Source organism: Streptomyces sp. NPDC060049 (assembly GCF_042736715.1).
Lineage (GTDB): Bacteria > Actinomycetota > Actinomycetes > Streptomycetales > Streptomycetaceae > Streptomyces.
Genome location: NZ_JBHWVV010000003.1, coordinates 501,176 through 517,308 on the forward strand (window position 1 = coordinate 501,176; position 16,133 = coordinate 517,308).

The 16,133-nt window shown below is 74.8% G+C and carries 15 protein-coding genes; 9 read left to right on the plus strand and 6 right to left on the minus strand.

The annotated features are described in order from the left end of the window. Positions 1–163: 163 nt before the first annotated feature. The 5 genes from ACFWBY_RS07515 to ACFWBY_RS07535 all read left to right on the plus strand — a co-directional run bounded on the left by ACFWBY_RS07515 (position 164) and on the right by ACFWBY_RS07535 (position 4,275). Complete coding sequence (locus ACFWBY_RS07515; RefSeq protein WP_385339027.1) at positions 164–1,486, plus strand: ferric reductase-like transmembrane domain-containing protein; 1,323 nt, start codon at positions 164–166, stop codon at positions 1,484–1,486. Between the two features lie 136 nt (positions 1,487–1,622). After that, the gene (locus ACFWBY_RS07520) at positions 1,623–1,925 is read left to right on the plus strand and encodes a hypothetical protein (RefSeq protein WP_385339030.1); all 303 of its coding nucleotides are present in this window, start codon (positions 1,623–1,625) and stop codon (positions 1,923–1,925) included. Positions 1,926–1,962: 37 nt separating this feature from the next. After that, positions 1,963–2,739, plus strand: coding sequence for a sulfite exporter TauE/SafE family protein (locus ACFWBY_RS07525; RefSeq protein WP_385339033.1), 777 nt, complete (start codon positions 1,963–1,965; stop codon positions 2,737–2,739). Between the two features lie 22 nt (positions 2,740–2,761). After that, on the plus strand, positions 2,762–3,766 hold the full coding sequence (locus ACFWBY_RS07530; protein ID WP_385339035.1) for a class I SAM-dependent methyltransferase: 1,005 nt from the start codon (positions 2,762–2,764) through the stop codon (positions 3,764–3,766). After that, positions 3,763–4,275: a hypothetical protein gene (locus ACFWBY_RS07535; protein ID WP_385339037.1), complete on the plus strand. Its 513-nt coding sequence runs from the start codon at positions 3,763–3,765 to the stop codon at positions 4,273–4,275. The genes ACFWBY_RS07530 and ACFWBY_RS07535 overlap by 4 nt, the downstream gene beginning before the upstream one ends. A gap of 35 nt (positions 4,276–4,310) precedes the next feature. Here ACFWBY_RS07535 and ACFWBY_RS07540 read toward each other — a convergent pair whose 3' ends face one another. Together ACFWBY_RS07540 and ACFWBY_RS07545 are read right to left on the minus strand one after the other, a co-directional pair. Further along, the gene (locus tag ACFWBY_RS07540) at positions 4,311–4,931 is read right to left on the minus strand and encodes a class F sortase (protein ID WP_385339040.1); all 621 of its coding nucleotides are present in this window, start codon (positions 4,929–4,931) and stop codon (positions 4,311–4,313) included. Positions 4,932–5,243: 312 nt separating this feature from the next. Next, on the minus strand, positions 5,244–5,792 hold the full coding sequence (locus ACFWBY_RS07545; RefSeq protein WP_385339042.1) for a hypothetical protein: 549 nt from the start codon (positions 5,790–5,792) through the stop codon (positions 5,244–5,246). Positions 5,793–6,256: 464 nt separating this feature from the next. On the opposite strand from ACFWBY_RS07545, the gene ACFWBY_RS07550 reads away from it, so the two are divergent. Together ACFWBY_RS07550 and ACFWBY_RS07555 are read left to right on the plus strand one after the other, a co-directional pair. After that, positions 6,257–6,730 carry a gamma-glutamylcyclotransferase family protein gene (locus tag ACFWBY_RS07550; protein WP_385339045.1) on the plus strand — a complete coding sequence of 158 codons (474 nt, stop codon included), beginning with the start codon at positions 6,257–6,259 and terminating at the stop codon, positions 6,728–6,730. A gap of 189 nt (positions 6,731–6,919) precedes the next feature. Next, positions 6,920–7,111 carry a DUF1059 domain-containing protein gene (locus tag ACFWBY_RS07555; RefSeq protein WP_385339048.1) on the plus strand — a complete coding sequence of 64 codons (192 nt, stop codon included), beginning with the start codon at positions 6,920–6,922 and terminating at the stop codon, positions 7,109–7,111. A 31-nt stretch (positions 7,112–7,142) separates the two neighbouring features. Here the strand turns inward: ACFWBY_RS07555 and dnaG are convergent, their stop codons facing one another. From dnaG to ACFWBY_RS07575, 4 genes are all read right to left on the minus strand, one after another. Beyond that, the gene (dnaG, locus tag ACFWBY_RS07560) at positions 7,143–9,053 is read right to left on the minus strand and encodes a DNA primase (protein WP_385339051.1); all 1,911 of its coding nucleotides are present in this window, start codon (positions 9,051–9,053) and stop codon (positions 7,143–7,145) included. A gap of 34 nt (positions 9,054–9,087) precedes the next feature. Beyond that, positions 9,088–10,362: an NAD(P)/FAD-dependent oxidoreductase gene (locus ACFWBY_RS07565; protein ID WP_385339054.1), complete on the minus strand. Its 1,275-nt coding sequence runs from the start codon at positions 10,360–10,362 to the stop codon at positions 9,088–9,090. A gap of 93 nt (positions 10,363–10,455) precedes the next feature. Continuing rightward, positions 10,456–11,793: a deoxyguanosinetriphosphate triphosphohydrolase gene (locus ACFWBY_RS07570; RefSeq protein ID WP_385339056.1), complete on the minus strand. Its 1,338-nt coding sequence runs from the start codon at positions 11,791–11,793 to the stop codon at positions 10,456–10,458. Between the two features lie 66 nt (positions 11,794–11,859). Further along, complete coding sequence (locus ACFWBY_RS07575; protein ID WP_385339059.1) at positions 11,860–12,591, minus strand: sirohydrochlorin chelatase; 732 nt, start codon at positions 12,589–12,591, stop codon at positions 11,860–11,862. Positions 12,592–13,060: 469 nt separating this feature from the next. Here ACFWBY_RS07575 and ACFWBY_RS07580 point away from each other — a divergent pair, with 469 nt between their 5' ends. Together ACFWBY_RS07580 and ACFWBY_RS07585 are read left to right on the plus strand one after the other, a co-directional pair. Beyond that, on the plus strand, positions 13,061–13,717 hold the full coding sequence (locus ACFWBY_RS07580) for a vancomycin high temperature exclusion protein (protein WP_385339061.1): 657 nt from the start codon (positions 13,061–13,063) through the stop codon (positions 13,715–13,717). 158 nt (positions 13,718–13,875) lie between these two features. Further along, positions 13,876–16,035: a molybdopterin oxidoreductase family protein gene (locus ACFWBY_RS07585; protein ID WP_385339064.1), complete on the plus strand. Its 2,160-nt coding sequence runs from the start codon at positions 13,876–13,878 to the stop codon at positions 16,033–16,035. Positions 16,036–16,133 lie beyond the last annotated feature (98 nt).

Consider the following 16,133-nt stretch of genomic DNA (forward strand, 5'->3'; position numbering starts at 1 on the left):
GAGCGTGCGGCGCTGCTGTTTCCCTTCCGCATCGCCTTTGTTACCCGGACGGAACGCCGACCTCAGCATCCGGGTTAAGGGTCCGTGAGGCCTCCCTCAAGGCCGCCTTAAGGATCACCCGCCGGACCCGGCGGCCGTGCGGACCGCCCTTAGCGTGGCCCGTATGCGAGATGCGGCGGTGCGGGTCAAGGGCGGGGTGCTGGGCGGGGCGGGGGCCGTGACCCTGCTGTGGGCCGCCCAAGTGCGGCCCTCGGCCCGCATCGACGCGCTGTTCGCGACCGCCGCCCACCTGTCCGGGCTGCTCGCCGGGTACGGAGTCCTGGTGCTGTTGTTCCTGATGGCCCGGGTACCCGCCGTCGAGCACGGGGTGGGCGCCGACCGGCTCGCCCGCTGGCACGCGCTGGGCGGCCGCCACGTCCTGCTGCTCTGTTTCGGGCACGGCCTCTTCGCGCTGTGCGGGTACGCCGTCCACGAGGGGGCCGATGTGCTCTCCGCCGTCCGGGAGCTGCTCGGCTACCCCGCCGTGGCCGCCGCGGCGGCCGCGACGGCCATCCTGGCCGCCGTCGGCATCACCTCCGCCCGCTCCGTACGCAGCCGCGTCCCGTACGAAACCTGGCGCGGCGCGCACCTGGCGGCCTACCTCGCCGCGGCCCTGGCCTTCGGGCACCAGCTCGCCGGGCCCGACGTGACCCCGGTCGCCTGGTTCTGGGCCCTCGCCCACGCCGTCGTCGCCGTCCTGCTCGTCTGGTACCGGGCGGTGGTCCCCGTCCGCCAGGCCCTGCGGCACAGCCTGCGGGTCTCGGAAGTCCGCGTCGAGGGACCCGGGGTGGTTTCCGTCGTCGTCTGCGGTGAGCACCTCGCGGAGCTCGGCGCGGAGCCGGGCCAGTTCCTGCGCTGGCGGTTCCTGCGGCGCAGGCTGTGGCGCACCGCGCTGCCGTTCTCGCTGTCGGCTCCGGTCCGCGGGGACACGCTGCGCATCACCGTGAAGGCGCTGGGCGGCCATTCCCGCCGGATCCGCAGGCTGCGCCCGGGCACGCGGGTGATCGCCACCGGCCCCTTCGGGGCGCTCACCGCGGCCCGCCGGACCCGGACCAAGGTCCTGCTGATCGCCGGCGGAGTCGGGATCACCCCGCTGAGGACCCTCTTCGAGACCCTGCCGGGCGGTCCGGGGGACATCACCCTGCTCTACCGGGCCGCGGCCGAGGAGCACCTCGTCCTGCGCTCCGAGCTGGAGGCCATAGCCGCCGAACGGGGGGCCGGGCTGCACTACCTGCTCGGGCGCTCGGACGCCGCCCCGGGGCACCTCCCGGCGGTGACCGGGGGAGATCCGCTGGCCGCACGGGCGCTGCTCGCGCTGGTCCCGGACCTGACGGAGCACGACGTGTACCTGTGCGGGCCGCCCGGGATGGCGGACTCCACGCGGGCAGCGCTGCTGCGGGCCGGCGTACCGGGCGGGCGGATCCACACCGAGTGCTTCAGCTTCTGAGTCGCTGCGGCCGCGGAGCCCGCCGGCGCCCCAGTTCCGCGCGTCCGATTCCGCGGTCCGCTTCCCGCATCTTCCGCGCCTCCGAGCCGCCGCCGTTCCCGAGCCCGAGCCCGCTCCGCCTCCGAGAGGTCGCACCATGCGCCACCCGCTGCACGTAGCCGTGCCCGTGTCCGTACCGGCCGGGGCGGCTCCCCCGGCCGGGGCCCTGCCCGTGACCGGCGCGGCCCGCCATCGCAGGCCGCGTACCTCCCCGGCGCGTACGGTGCTGGCCGTGCTGGCCCGCGTACCGCCCCCGCGGCGGCTGGCGGCCGGGCTCGGGCTGGCCAGCGTGCTGGCGGCCAGCGCGCTGACGACGGCGGTGGACCCGGCGGCTCCGGTGGCGCCGGACCGCGTTCCGGCCCGGCAAAGCTCAACCTTTGCGCAAGTTTCCGGGGAATGATGGCTGATGCACCCACCTGCTCCGTAGGGTCGGTGCCGTGCCTGACATATCGACCACCATGATCATCATCCTGTGCGTGGCCGCCGCCGCCGCGGGTTGGATCGACGCCGTCGTGGGCGGTGGCGGCCTGCTGCTCCTGCCGGCCCTCCTGCTCGGCCTGCCGAACGCCCACCCCGCCACCGTCCTCGGCACCAACAAGGCCGTGGCCATCGTCGGGACCTCGGGCGCGGCCGTGACCTACCTGCGCAAGACCCGGGTGGACGTGAAGCTCGCCGTCCGCATCGGCCTGGCGGCGCTCGTCGGCTCGATGGGCGGGGCCGCGCTGGCCGGCGGGATCAGCAAGGACGCGCTGCGACCGATGATCATGGTCGTCCTGGTGATCGTCGCCGGCTTCGTGCTCTTCCGGCCCGCTTTCGGCACCGCCCCCGGCGCGACGCCCGTCAGCCGGCAGCGCGTCCTGCTCGCCATCGCCCTGGCCGGCCTCGGCATCGGCTTCTACGACGGCCTCATCGGCCCCGGCACCGGCACCTTCCTCGTCCTGGCCCTGACGGCCCTCCTCCACCTCGACCTGGTCACCGCCTCCGCCACCGCGAAGATCGTCAACGTGTGCACCAACGCCGGTGCGCTCGCGATGTTCGCGTACCAGGGCATGGTGCTGTGGCAACTGGCCGCGCTGATGGCGGCCTTCAACCTGGCCGGCGCGATGATCGGCGCCCGCATGGCCCTGAGGAAGGGCAGCGGGTTCGTACGCGGTGTCCTCCTGACGGTGGTCGGCGCCCTCGTGCTCAAGCTGGGCATCGAGCAGTGGGGCTGACGCGCAGCGTAAAGTTCCCGTCGTGCCCCACCTCGAGATATCCGACCTGATCACCGTCACGGACCCGCGCACCGGGGAGCGGCTTCCGGTCCGCCGCAGCGAGGTGATCCGCAGGCTCCAGGAGGCCGGGGACCGACGTGCGGCCCGCATCGTCGCCCGGCTGCCGGCCGGCGCCGACGACGTGCTCGACCCGGCCGCCGTGGACCGCCTGATGATCGGCGTCCACACCGAGATGCAGCGGCTCAGCGAGGAACTGCGCATCGACGAACGACTGGTGCACGTGATCGGTCCCCTCTTCGAAGCCATCCGCGAGATCGCAGGCCGGCGCGGCCGGTTCCGGCTCGTCGACATCGGCTCGGGACTCGGCTACCTGATCCGCCGACTCGCCGCCACCGGCGCCCTGGGCCCAGGCGTCGAGCTCATCGGTGTCGACCTCGACGCCGCGCTGGTCGGCGAGGCCGACCGGCTGGCCCGAGCGGAGGGGCTCGACTGCCGGTTCGTCCACGGCAACGCCTTCGACCTGCCGGAGGTCGCCACCGTCTACGTCTCCACCGGGGTGCTGCACCACTTCCGCGGCCCCGCTCTCGGGGAGTTCTTCGAGGCCCAGGCCGACTCCCCGGCCCTCGCCTTCTGCCATTTCGACATCGCCGCCACCGGACTGGCACCCGTCGGCGCCTGGATGTTCCACCGGGCCCGGATGCGCCATCCGCTCGGCCGTCACGACGGAGTCGTCTCCGCCCGCCGCGCCCACACCGACGAAACCCTGCTTCGCGCGGCGAGCGTGCCGGGCATCCGGCCCCTGGTCTACGAGCCCCGGACCCTGGCCAACCCCTTCTGCACCACGCTGCGCCCCATCATCGGGGTCCGGCCCGAGCTGGAGGAGCCGCTGCGCCGGGCCCTCGGCCGCGACTCCCGCCGGCTCGTCGGCGCGGAGCGGGTGACGCCCGGGCTCCGGCCCGGCGCAGGGCTGTCCGGCGCCGCCGGCGCCGGTTCCGCGACCGGAGCCGCCCTCGGGTCCGCACGGTGAACCCGGCCCTGCCGCTGGCCGTCCTCGGCCTCGTCGACGCGGCGTTCAGCGGCTTCCGCGCCTACGCCGGCCGGGACGCCCGGATCCGCAAGCACCGCGCCGTCACCCGCGCCGCCCTGCGCGGCCTCGGAGTCGGCGCGGTCGTGCTGCTCGCCCCCGCACTCACGGCCTGCGGCGTCCTGCTGGCCGCCGACGACCCGGACCGGGCCTACCGCGCCCTCGCCGACGGCGGCGCCGGCTTCCTCGTCCCGCTCGCGTTCTACGCCCTCGCGGTCGCGCTCTCGCTCGCGGCCTACTTCGCCCTGCCGTTCCGGGCCAGCACCCTCGCGATGGTGATCGGCCTCGGGCCGCTGACCCTGGCGCGGCCGCTGTTCGTGGCCGCCGCCTGCGCGGGCGCGTTCCTCGCAGGGGGCGGCTGGACCTCGCTCCTCGTGGGCGCCGTCGCCGGCGCCGCCGTCCTGTGCGTCGAGCCGTACGTCCACCGCCGCTGGTACGCGCCGTCGTTCTGAGACCGGTCCGCCCGGGGGCCGGCCCGGCACGGAGCTCAGTACGTTCCCGTGAGGTGGGCGAAGACGACGACGTTGCCCTGGTAGCCGGTGCGCGGGGTGAAGCCGCCGCCGCACGTGATGACGCGGAGCTCGGCGCGCGGCGAGGACCCGTAGACGCGGGTGTCGGGGAAGGCCCTGGCGTCGTAGACCTCCACCGCGTGGACGGTGAACACGGCGGTGCGCCCGTCCGCGCGTGAGACTTCGATCAGTGCCCCCCGGCGCAGCGCCCCGAGGTGGTAGAAGACCGCCGGGCCGGTCGCGTCGTCCACGTGCCCGGCGACGACCGCGGTGCCGGTGGCGCCGGGGGTGGTCCCGTCGCGGTACCAGCCCGCGAGGTCCCGTCGGGCCGGCGGTGGCACGTCGAGGCTGCCGTCGGACCGCAGGCCGAGCCCGGCGAGCGGGGCGTCCACCCGGATGGCGGGGATCTTGATGCGGGTGGGTCGCGAACCGGGGAGCGGGGCGATGGCCCCGGGGTACTGGGCGTGGGCGCTCAGCGCCTCGCCGGGGGAGGGCAGCGGAGGCCGGACGGGCTCGGAGGAGCCGCTGCCGACGAGCCAGACGCCGACGCAGGCGGCGAGAGCCACGAGCCCGCCGGAGCGGGCTCGGCTTGCGTCCATCGCGGGCCCCCTAGTGCTGTGGCCGGGAAGGTGTGCCGGGTCGCGGTGTTCGGTGCGGTGCCCCGGCTACCGCGGGGGCCCGGGGTGGAAGGCCGCCGCTCGTGCGGGCGTACGTGCGCGGTCCGGCGACGCGGCGAGGTGCCGTGCCGGGCGCCGCTGGCCGCCTCGCGGGTCGAGGCACCAGCCGTCGCGCCCGCGTTCCTTGCGTGGTGACTGGCCGTCGCCCGGCCCCGCGAACGGGGGGGACCTCGCGGGGCGGGCGACGGGGGACGGTACCGGTCGGACCGCGGTCGGAGCCGCGGTGGGCGTCCGTCAGCTCCGCGTGCCGCTCGCCCGGCGACGCAGGAGCCAGGTACCGCCGACGGCGGCCGCGGCCAGCACGGCCGCTCCCGCCGCGATCTTGGCGGGGTCGGCGGTGGTGGTCGTGCCACCGCCCACCCCGGTCCGCACGAGGCCCTGGGGGCCGCGGTCGTGCTCGGTGACGATCAGGTCGCCGGTGGCGAACTTGCCGTTCGCGCAGGTGGCGCCGATGCCGTAGGTGCCGGGAGGAGTGCCGCGGGTCACCTGGAACTGCCCCACGACGACCTCCTTGCGGGTTCCCGAGGAGAGCTTGAAGCGGCCGCCCCCGACGGTGGTGGCGTCGCCGTCGGCGTGGCTTCCGGGCCCGCAGGCGTTGGTGTTCACCGTGACGGTCGTGCCGGGGCCGGCGGACTTCGGCCAGACCTCCAGCGGGGCGAAGTCCCCGGCCGAGAAGCTCGCCATGCCGAGTTCCGCTGCGGCGACCGCACCGGCCACCGGGCCGGTGAACGCGGCGGCGGTCAGCGCGGTGGCGGTGAGCACGTGGGCTGTGCGTCGGCGCATGGCAGGTCTCCTGTGGGCACGGGGTCGTGTTTCCGAGGTAACCGGGGGCGGCGGCCACGCGCCTGCTGATGCGGTGTCAGATTGGCCTGAGGGGTGTGGGCAGCCGTGCCGTTTCCGCAGCTCAATGGGCACGAGGGGCCATCCGTGGGCCCCCACCCCGTCCGGGTGACGGTGGTCCGGTCAGTGGGGCCGACGCGCGTACGGGGTGCCGCGGCGCGGGGCCGTGCCCGCCCGGCCGGCCGGAAGGCGGGCGGGTCGTGTCGTGCGACCGAACCGACGGGTGGCGGGAGGGGGTGTCGGGGGAGGAGGCAGACTGGCGGTGGACGGCGTCGGCCACGGGCGCCGGAAGCTCGCGCGGCAGCGGTGGGTCTGCCGGCTTCCCCCGCCGCACCGGGGACTTCAGGCCCGGTGGCGGTCGGTGGAACCCCGGGCGGACGGCCCACTGCGAAGCGAGGGAGGGCCGCATGACATCGGCCGATCGGCCGGAGGGCCACGGCGGCCACGGCGAAGGAACGATTCCTCAGGTGGAGGAGCTGCCCTTCTTCGTCTACGGGACCCTGCGGCCCGGCGAGGTCAACCACGACCTGTTCCTGCGCGGCCGCACGGCCGCCGAGGAACCCGCCCGGCTGCCGGACGCGGCGCTGTACGAGGGCCCCGGCTACCCCTTCGCCGTCGCCCGCGCGGGCTCCGCCGTGGCCGGGGAGTTGATCACACCGGTCCCGGGGGCCTACGGGGAACTCCTCGTCGCACTCGATCTGCTGGAGGAGTACGAGGGCCCCGGGAGCCCCGTCAACACCTACGACCGCATCGCCCGCGAGGCCCTGCGCCCCGACGGCACCCCGATCCGCGCCTGGGTCTACCTGGCGGCGCCACCGCTGGCCCGGCGCCTCGCGCACTCGGGAAAGCGGATCCCCGGCGGTGACTGGCTGCGCCGGTAGACCGTCCCGTCCTCCGTCCGGCACGACGAGAACCCGACACCCCCACCATCCCGCCGCCCCGGAGAGCGGGCGGGGGCCGCAGGGGGGATCGTGGAAGGAGACCCCGAACGCGGTTGCCCACGCCTCCCCTCCCGAGCGCCGCCCGGACGGCGACGTCCGCAGCCGCACCACCGATCCGGGAGGCACGCCATGCGCAAGGTCATGGACTGCAGGGACTACCCCAGCGAGGCGAAGTGCTCGCTGATGATCGTGGGCGAGGAGGAGGAAGTGGTCCGGGCGGCCACCGAGCACGCCGTGTCCGTGCACGGCGAGTCCGACACCCAGGAGTTCCGCGACTCACTGCGGACGATGCTGAAGGACGAGGTGCCGCAGCACGCCTGACCCCCGACCCGCCTCCTGACCCCCGACCCGCTCACAGACCTTCCGCGCCCCGGTTGCGCAGCCGCTGCCCGTACTGCTGGAGGACCCACAGCTCCTCCTGGACCGCGGCCAGCTGCTCCGGCGGGGCCTGCGGGCCGAGGCGGGCCATCGTGCCCTGGACCTCCTGCACCCGACGGTCGACCGCGCGGAGCCGGACCTGCACGAGCTGGACCCCGGCGTAGACCTCGTCGACGGTCTTCGCGTGGATCGCCTCGACCGCGAGCTCGGTGACCAGCGCGCGGACGGTGTCGTTCGGCGCGGCCGCGCGGACCCGGGTCAGATAGTCGTCGGTGCCGAGGGAGGCGCCGCCGGCGTCCTGGACGGCCTGGCGGACGGCCGCGTAGGGCGGGGCGGTGAACTCGTCGATCCCGTACGCGTCGAAGGCGGGGGAGACGAGGGCGGGCCGTTGCAGCGCGAGCTTGAGGAGTTCGCGCTCGGTGCGGTGGGCCGGGCTGCGCAGGTTCAGCGCGGGACCGCCCGCCGGACCGGCAAAGGGCGCCGGCGCGGCCTCGTAGGACCGGCCGCGGCCCTGCTGGGGGCCGCCGGGACCGCCCTGGCCGCCCCGGTCGCGCGCCCAGCGGGCGAGCTGCGCGACCCGCTTGACCACGAACTGCTCGTCGCGGATGCCGAGCATGCCGGCCAGCTGGACGGCCGACTCGTGCTGGATCGCGACGTTCTTGATGTTGGCGACGACCGGGGCGGCCTCGTCCAGCGCGGCCGCGCGGCCGGCCGGATTCTCCAGGTTGTGCCGGGACACGATGTGCCGCAGGGCGAACTCGAACAGCGGGGTGCGGGCCTCGACCAGCCCGGACACGGCCGCGTCGCCCTGCGCGAGGCGCAGGTCGCAGGGGTCCATGCCGCCCGGGGCGATGGTGATGGAGGTCTCCGCGGCGAACTTCTGGTCGTCCTCGAAGGCGCGCAGCGCGGCCTTCTGGCCGGCCGCGTCGCCGTCGAAGGTGAAGATCACCTCGGCGGTCGCGTTGTCCATGAGCAGCCGGCGCAGGATCTTGATGTGGTCGCCGCCGAAGGCGGTGCCGCAGGTGGCGATCGCGGTCGTGACCCCGGCCATGTGGCAGGCCATCACGTCGGTGTAGCCCTCGACCACGACGGCCCGGGAGGTCTTGGCGATCTCCTTCTTGGCCAGGTCGATGCCGTACAGGACCTGGGACTTCTTGTAGATCGAGGTCTCGGGGGTGTTCAGGTACTTGGGGCCGTTGTCGTCGTCGCGCAGCTTGCGCGCGCCGAAGCCGACGACCTCGCCGCTGATGTCGCGGATGGGCCACATCAGCCGGCCGCGGAAACGGTCGATGGGCTTTCCGCTGCGGCTGTCCTGGGCCAGGCCCGAGGTGATCAGTTCCTTGTCGCTGAAGCCCTTGCCGCGCAGGAAGCGGGTCAGGTGGTCCCAGCCGGCCGGGCTGTATCCGACGCTGAAGTGCTCGGCGGCGGCCTGGTCGAAGCCGCGCTCGGCCAGGAACCTGCGGCCGATCTCCGCTTCGGCGCTGCCCAGCTGGTCCCTGTAGAAGTCGGCGGCGGCCTTGTGCGCCTCGACCAGCCGGATGCGCTCTCCGCGGCCGCTGGTGCCGGCGGTGTAGCCGCCCTCCTCGTACCGCAGGGTGATGCCGGCCTGGCCGGCGAGCCGCTCGACCGCCTCCGAGAAGGAGAGGTGGTCGATCTTCATGATGAAGTCGAGGGTGTCCCCGCCCGCCTGGCAGCCGAAGCAGTGGTAGAGACCCTTGCTGGGGCTGACCTGGAAGGACGGGGACTTCTCGTCGTGGAAGGGGCACAGGCCCTTGAGGTTGCCGCCGCCCGCGTTGCGCAATTGGAGGTAGTCGGAGATCACGGCGTCGATCGGGACCGCGTCCCGTACCGCCTTCACGTCGTCGTCGTTGATCCGTCCTGCCACGCGTGAAGTCTACGGCCGGGGACCGACAAACCCGTCAGGCCCCTTCCGCCGGTACCAGGGCGGAAAGCGGAACCGAGGGATCCGCCAGTTTGTCGCGGTCCACGGGCACCTTCGACCTGATCAGGGCCTGGATGTGCTCGGTGACGTCCCACACGTTCACGTTCATCCCGGCCAGGACGCGCCCCTCCGAGAGCCAGAAGGCGATGAACTCCCGCTTGCCCGCGTCACCGCGGATCAGCACCTGGTCGTAGCCGCCCGCCGGGGCGTAGCCCGAGTACTCCAGCCCCACGTCGTACTGGTCGGAGAAGAAGTACGGCACCCGGTCGTAGGAGACCTCCTGCCCGAGCATCGCCCGCGCCGCGGCCGGACCCCCGTTGAGGGCGTTCGCCCAGTGCTCCACCCGCAGCCGGGTCCCCAGCACCGGGTGGTGCGCGGCCGCCACGTCACCGACCGCGAAGACGTCGGGGTCCGAGGTGCGCAGCGAGGCGTCCACGGCGATCCCGCCGCCGTGCTCCCGGTCCACCAGGGCCAGGCCCGAGGTCTCGGCGAGCGCGGTCCGCGGCGCGGCCCCGATCGCCGCGAGGACCGCGTGGGCCGGGTGCTCCTCGCCGTCGTCGGTGCGGGCCGCCAGGACCATGCCGTCGTGCCCGACGATCTCGGTCAGCCGGGCCCCGAAGTGGAAGCGGACCCCGTGATCGGCGTGCAGGTCGGCGAAGAGGCGGCCGATCTCCGGACCGAGCACCGTGTGCAGCGCGGTCGCCTCCGGCTCGACCACGGTGACCTCGGCCCCGTACCCGCGGGCCGCCGCGGCGACCTCCAGGCCGATCCAGCCCGCGCCCGCGATCAGCAGGTGCCCGTTGTCGCGGCCCAGGCCCGCGAGGACCTTGCGCAGCCGCTCGGCGTGCGCGAGCCGGCGCAGGTGGTGCACCCCGACCAGCCCGGTCCCCGGGATGTCGAGCCGACGCGGTTCGGCGCCGGTGGCGAGGAGCAGCTTGTCGTAGGGCAGCGCCGTGCCGTCGCCGAGGACCACCTTCTTGGCGTCCCGGTCCAGGTGGACCGCGGGCTGGCCGAGGTGGAGCTCGATGTCGCAGGCCGCGTACCAGGACGCCTCGTGGACGAAGACGCTCTCGCGCTCCTCCTTGCCCGTCAGATAGCCCTTGGAGAGCGGGGGCCGCTCGTAGGGATGCTCGCGCTCGTCGCCGATCAGGATCACCCGCCCCGTGAACCCCTCCGAGCGCAGCGTCTCGGCTGCCTTGGCCCCGGCGAGCCCTGCGCCGACGATGACGAACGTCCGGTGTGCGTCGACCACCTGATGCCTCCTCATAACCTCTGCGCCACATGCGGCCACATGCGAGCGTCCCGCACTGAGCCTGCCGCGTGAAGGGGGAGTGGCCCGATCAGCTCACCCTTCGGCGCGTCGCGTGCGCAGCGTGAGGCGGGCGTGAAGGGAGCGCGCGGAAGCGTCCGTGAGCGCCGCGATCTGGTCGACGACCGCGCGTTTGCGGGCCTTGTCGTCCGGGGCCGCGTCGAAGACCGCCCGGATCTGCGGGTCCAGGCCCTCGGGCGCCCGTGCGCTGAGCGCCTCCGCGAGCTCGGCCAGGACGATGCGCTGATCGGCTCGGATCCGCTCCTGCTCGTCGCGCTGCATCACGTACAGGTCGGCGACCGCCTTCAGCACGGCGCACTCGTTGCGCGCCTCGCGCGGGACCACCAGCTCCGCCGCGTACCGGGTCAGCCGGCCGGTGCCGTACGCCTGCCGGGTGGCCCCCTCGGCGGCCAGGCAGAAACGGCCGATCATCTGACTGGTGGCGTCCTTCAGCCGGGCCTGCGCCACGGCCGAGCCGTCGTACCCGTGCGGCCACCATTCCTGCTCCATCAGCCGGTCCAGTGCCTCGCGCAGTTCCTCGGGCTCGGTGTCGGAGGGCACGTACCGGCCGATGGCGACCCGCCAGATCGCCGCGCGCTCGGGCTCGGCGAACAGGAGGTTCGGGTCGAGGTGGCCGGCGTGCAGTCCGTCCTCGAAGTCGTGGACGGAGTACGCCACGTCGTCCGACCAGTCCATGACCTGCGCCTCGAAGCACTTGCGGTCCGCGGGTGCGCCGCGGCGCAGCCACTCGAAGACCGGCAGGTCGTCGTCGTACGCGCCGAACTTCACCGAGTCCGGTTCGGTCGGGTGGCCCCCGCGCGCCCAGGGGTACTTGGTGGCCGCGTCCAGAGCGGCCCGGGTCAGATTCAGCCCGACGCTGACCAGCTCGCCCGTCGCCGGGTCGGGGACGAACCGCTTGGGCTCCAGCCGGGTCAGCAGGCGCAGCGACTGGGCGTTGCCCTCGAATCCGCCGCAGTCCTTGGCGAACTCGTTCAGCGCCTCCTCGCCGTTGTGGCCGAAGGGGGGGTGGCCCATGTCGTGAGAGAGGCAGGCGGCCTCGACGAGGTCGGGGTCGCAGCCGAGCGCCGCGCCGAGCTCGCGGCCGACCTGGGCGCACTCGAGGGAATGGGTCAGGCGCGTACGGGGACTCGCGTCCCAGTCGTAGGAACGCGTCCCGGGGGTGACCACCTGGGTCTTCCCGGCGAGCCGGCGCAGGGCGGCGGAGTGCAGCACGCGGGCGCGGTCGCGCTGGAAGGCGGTGCGGCCCGGCCGTTTGTCGGGCTCGGTGGCCCAGCGCTCGGTGTCGGCGCTCGCGTACGGCTCGCCGGGCTGGTCGGGGCGGACGGGTGCGGTGGTGCCTTCCATGCCTTCCATGCCCAGAACGGTAACCGCACCCGCCGACAAGACGAGACAATCCGAGCAATCCGAACCAACCCGGCCTTACGCGGTGGCCAGTTCCCGCGGGTGCCCTTGCCGTGCCGGGACCGCGAAGGCCGCGCGGGCTTCGTCGTAGCGCCGCAGGACCAGCCGGGCCAGCGCCGGATGGTCCCCCAGCGGGGCGGCGGCCGGACCCGGCGCGGCGGCGGCGCACTGCGTGGCGAAGCGGCCCGGGGCGGTGAAGTAGGAGGCGACCGCGACCCGGTGGTGTCCCCGCGCGGCCAGCGCCCGTACCGCGTCGGGCACGGTGGGCGAGGCGGCCGAAGCGTAGGCCGGTACGACGGGCACCCCGCCGAGCCGTTCGCCGAGCAGGGCGGCGGTGGCCCGGGCGTCGGCGGCGGAGCCGGGGTCGCGGGACCCGGCGGAGGCCAGCACCACCGGCGACCCGGTGCTCCAGCCGGCCTCCACGAGCCGCTCGTAGAGGGCTTCGACGAGCAGGGGGTGCGGGCCGAGCGGGGCGGCGATCCGGATCCGCAGGTGCTCCGCGCGGGCGGCGGAGGCCGGCAGGTCCCGCTTGACGTGGGTGCCGCGCCCGAGCAGCAGCGGCACCAGGACGGCGGCTCCGGCGGCCCGGTCGAGGGTGTCGTCCAGCAGGGGGTGGTTCAGCTCGATGTGCCCGAGCCGGACGTCGAGGCCGGGGCGGAGCTCACGGACCCGCTGGAGGAGGGCTTCGACGGTGCGCGGTGCGCGCGGGTCACGGCTGCCGTGGGCCACGGCGACGAGGATGGGCTGCATGGGGGGACTCCGAGGTGTCGGGGGCGCAGGCCGCTGAGCTGCGTGCCGAGCTGGGCGGTGATCCGGGTCAGCAACTCCGCCGTGGTGGCGGGCGGAAGGGGAAGCGGGAGGGGCAGGGACTCGGGAGGGTGCGCCGGCTCCGTCATGAACAGATCCTGCGCGCCGCAGGTTGCCGCCGCGTTGCGCCGGGGTGACGGGTGTTTACCGGCTGCTCACAGGGGGGCGGGCGCGGGAGGTGCGCAGAGGCCGGGGCCGCCCGCCCGGAAACCGCCGGGACCGCACGCGCGTCCGTAGTCGACAGGACCAACAGGGGGTATGGATGCGCGCAGCGGTACGGGGCCTGCTCGGGGCGGTACGTCGCCCGCCGGTGGCGGCGCGGGACGGTCGCGGGGCCCCGCGGGACGGTCGCGGGGCCCCGCGGGGCGGCCGTGGGCCCGCCGGGGACCGGCGCCGGGGCGTGCGGGGCCCGGTGCCCCGGACCGTCCGGGCCCGGCGGCGGGCCGTGCGGGTGGTGGTGGCCGGCTGCGTGCTGGCACTGCTGCCCTCGGCGTGGACGCACGCGGCGGCCGGACCGCGGCTGCGCACGACCGCGGGGGCGCCCGCCGCCGAGGTGGCGGTGGTCTTCGGGGCCGGGCTGTGGAACGGCCGCCCGACCCCCTATCTCGCGAGCCGCCTCGACGCCGCGGCCGAGCTCTACCGCGCCGGCAAGGTCAAGGTCGTCCTCGTCACCGGGGACAACAGCCGCACCGAGTACGACGAGCCCGACGCGATGCGCGCGTACCTGACGGGCCACGGGGTGCCGGACGCCCGCATCGTCAGCGACTACGCGGGCTTCGACTCGTGGGACTCCTGCGTCCGGGCCCGGGAGATCTTCGGGGTGCGCCGGGCGGTGCTGATCAGCCAGGGCTTCCACATCCGCCGCGCCGTCGCCCTGTGCCGGGCCGCGGGAGTGGACGCGTACGGGGTCGGCGTGGCCGAGACGCACGACGCGACCTGGTACTACGGCGGCGCGCGCGAGGTCTTCGCCTCGGGGAAGGCGGCGCTGGACGCGGTCTTCAAGCCGGAGCCGCGCTTCTTGGGGCCGAAGGAGGAGGGGGTGTCGCGGGCCCTCGCTCTGACGGACTGAAGGGGCACCGACCCGGCCCCGGCGCCCCTGCGGCCGTGCTCCCGCCCCGCCGGGGCGCCGGGCCTCACCGGAGCCGACCGGCCGCGCTGAGGGTGAACACCCCGGGCTGTAACGCGCGGCGGCGGCCGGCGTAACACCGCCGAAGCATGCTGGGCCCCATGCACACCCCGGGAGCCGCACCGGCCGATACCGCCTCCTCCGCCGTCACCGCCACGCACTGCCCGTACTGCGCGCTGCAGTGCGGGATGAACCTCCGCCCCGAACCGGGCGGAGCCGGTGTGGCGGTGGAGGAGCGCGCGGACTTCCCCGTGAACCAGGGCGCACTGTGCGGCAAGGGCCGCACCGCTCCCGCCGTGCTCTCCTCCCGGGTGCGCCTGACCCAGCCGCTCGTCCGCACCCACGCCGGGCAGCTGGAACCGGCCACCTGGGAGGAGGCCCTCGACGCCGTCGCCGAGGGCCTCGCCCGGGCCCGCCGCTCCCACGGGGCGGACGCGGTCGGGGTGTTCGGCGGTGGCGGGCTGACGAACGAGAAGGCCTACGCCCTCGGGAAGTTCGCCCGCGTCGCCCTGCGGACCTCGCAGATCGACTACAACGGCCGGTTCTGCATGTCCTCGGCCGCCGCCGCGCACCAGCGGGCCTTCGGGCTCGACCGGGGGCTGCCCTTCCCGCTGGAGGACATCCCCCGGACCGGCTGCGTCATCCTTGTCGGCTCCAACCCTGCCGAGACCATGCCGCCCGCCCTGCGCTTCTTCCGGGAACTCAGGGAGAACGGCGGCACGTTGATCGTCGTGGACCCGCGCCGCACGCGGACGGCCGAGCAGGCCGACCTGCACCTGGCGCCGCGCCCCGGCACGGACCTGGCGCTCGCGCTCGGCATGCTGCACCTGGTGGTGGCCGGCGGGCACACCGACGAGGAGTTCATCGCCGAGCGCACCACGGGCTGGGAGGCGGCCCGGGCGGGGGCGATGGCGCACTGGCCGGAGCTCGTCGAGCGCATCACGGGCGTGCCCGTGCCCAAGCTCCGCGAGGCGGTCCGGATGTTCTGCGAGCCGTCCTCCGCCATGGTGCTCACCGCACGCGGCCCCGAGCAGCAGTCCAAGGGCACCGACACCGTCGGCGCCTGGATCAACCTCTGTCTGGCCACCGGTCGGGCCGGCCGCCCGCTCTCCGGCTACGGCTGCCTCACCGGCCAGGGCAACGGCCAGGGCGGCCGCGAACACGGCCAGAAGGCCGACCAGCTCCCCGGCTACCGCAAGCTCACCGACCCGGCGGCGCGGGCACACGTCGCCGGAGTCTGGGGCATCGACCCCGCCGATCTCCCCGGCCCGGGCCGCAGCGCCTACGAACTCCTCGACGCGCTGGGCTCCGAGGTCAAGGCCCTGCTCCTGATGGGCTCCAACCCGGTGGTCTCCGCCCCCCGCGCCGCCCACGTCGAGGAGCGCATCCGCTCCCTGGACTTCCTCGCCGTCGCGGACGTGGTCCTGTCCGAGACCGCCGCCCTGGCGGACGTGGTCCTCCCGGTCACCCAGTGGGCGGAGGAGACCGGCACCACGACCAACCTGGAAGGCAGGGTGCTGCTCCGCCGCCAGGCACTGACCGCCCCGCCGGGCGTCCGCTCGGACCTGGAGGTCCTGCACGGACTGGCGGCCCGGATGGGCATGCCGAAGGCCTTCCCCACCGCCCCCGAAGAGGTCTTCGAAGAGCTGCGCCGCGCCTCGGCGGGCGGCCCGGCGGACTACTCGGGCATCAGCTACGCCCGGATCGAAGCCGAGCAGGGCGTCTTCTGGCCCTGCCCGGCGGATTCCCCGTCAGACTCCCGGCCCGACTCCCCGTCGGGGCCGGCCGGCCCGCAAGAGCCCCACCCCGGCACTCCCCGCCTCTTCCTCGACCGCTTCGCCACCGAGGACGGCCGGGCCCGCTTCGTCCCCGTCACCCACCGCGACGCCGCCGAGGTCCCGGACGCGGAGTACCCGCTGCTGCTCACCACCGGCCGGGTGGTCGCCCAGTACCAGTCGGGCGCGCAGACCCGCCGGGTGGACGAGCTCAACGAAGCCGCCCCCGGCCCCTTCGTGGAGCTCCACCCCCGCCTCGCCGCCCGCCTCGGCGTGACCGACGGCGCCCCCCTGGCCGTCACCTCCCGGCGCGGCCGCGCGCTCGCCCCGGCCCGCATCACGGACACCATCCGCGCGGACACGGTCTTCATGCCCTTCCACTGGCCGGGCGAGGGCCGCGCCAACACCCTGACGAACCCTGCCCTGGACCCCACGTCCCGCATGCCGGAGTTCAAGGTCTGCGCGGTCCGCGTCGAGCCGGCCTGAGCCGTCCCGAAGGGGGCCTCGGCCTTCTCGGACATCCGTCCGATCCGCATCGGGGTTCTGGTCCGGGGGTAACCATGGGTCACGCACCGGACTCAGAA

What these genes read in the sequence shown, in the direction of transcription:
- ACFWBY_RS07515 (WP_385339027.1), top strand. Translation starts at nt 164, where the DNA reads ATGCGAGATGCGGCGGTGCGGGTCAAGGGCGGGGTGCTGGGCGGGGCG.
- ACFWBY_RS07520 (WP_385339030.1), top strand. Translation starts at nt 1,623, where the DNA reads ATGCGCCACCCGCTGCACGTAGCCGTGCCCGTGTCCGTACCGGCCGGG.
- ACFWBY_RS07540 (WP_385339040.1), bottom strand. Translation starts at nt 4,931, where the DNA reads ATGGACGCAAGCCGAGCCCGCTCCGGCGGGCTCGTGGCTCTCGCCGCC.
- ACFWBY_RS07545 (WP_385339042.1), bottom strand. Translation starts at nt 5,792, where the DNA reads ATGCGCCGACGCACAGCCCACGTGCTCACCGCCACCGCGCTGACCGCC.
- ACFWBY_RS07550 (WP_385339045.1), top strand. Translation starts at nt 6,257, where the DNA reads ATGACATCGGCCGATCGGCCGGAGGGCCACGGCGGCCACGGCGAAGGA.
- ACFWBY_RS07555 (WP_385339048.1), top strand. Translation starts at nt 6,920, where the DNA reads ATGCGCAAGGTCATGGACTGCAGGGACTACCCCAGCGAGGCGAAGTGC.
- ACFWBY_RS07570 (WP_385339056.1), bottom strand. Translation starts at nt 11,793, where the DNA reads ATGGAAGGCATGGAAGGCACCACCGCACCCGTCCGCCCCGACCAGCCC.
- ACFWBY_RS07575 (WP_385339059.1), bottom strand. Translation starts at nt 12,591, where the DNA reads ATGCAGCCCATCCTCGTCGCCGTGGCCCACGGCAGCCGTGACCCGCGC.
- ACFWBY_RS07585 (WP_385339064.1), top strand. Translation starts at nt 13,876, where the DNA reads ATGCACACCCCGGGAGCCGCACCGGCCGATACCGCCTCCTCCGCCGTC.